Origin of the sequence: Thermorhabdus hydrogeniformans (assembly GCF_049310025.1) — a bacterium.
Taxonomy (GTDB): Bacteria; Bacillota; Thermosediminibacteria; order Thermosediminibacterales; family Tepidanaerobacteraceae; genus JBJYKD01.
On record NZ_JBJYKD010000113.1, the window covers coordinates 1 to 278 of the forward strand.

At 76.3% G+C, this 278-nt stretch carries 1 protein-coding gene; it reads right to left on the bottom strand.

Annotated elements, in window-relative coordinates:
* Positions 1–47 precede the first annotated feature (47 nt).
* Positions 48–278: hypothetical protein (locus ACKX14_RS15715; RefSeq protein WP_422449316.1), on the bottom strand; the 231-nt coding region annotated here is incomplete at its 5' end.

Consider the following 278-nt stretch of genomic DNA (forward strand, 5'->3'; position numbering starts at 1 on the left):
CGACCTGCTGCCTGGCACCTGGAGCCAACTCGCGCCGCAAGGCAGCGTCACCGCGGCGCGGGCACCGCGCCGATGGCGATGCCGGTATTGCAGTCGATGCGCAACGCCTGGCGCGCGGACAGGCCGTAGCGCGGCGTCGTTTCCGGCGTGTAGTCGCCCAGGCCGCCGGTGGAGCGCAGCAGGCGCAGGCGGGTGCCGTCGCGCGGATCCAGCAGCGGGCTGCGGCAGGCCGGCCCGGCCACCGGCGAGGTGGCGCCGGTAGCGGCGTCGAGGACCTG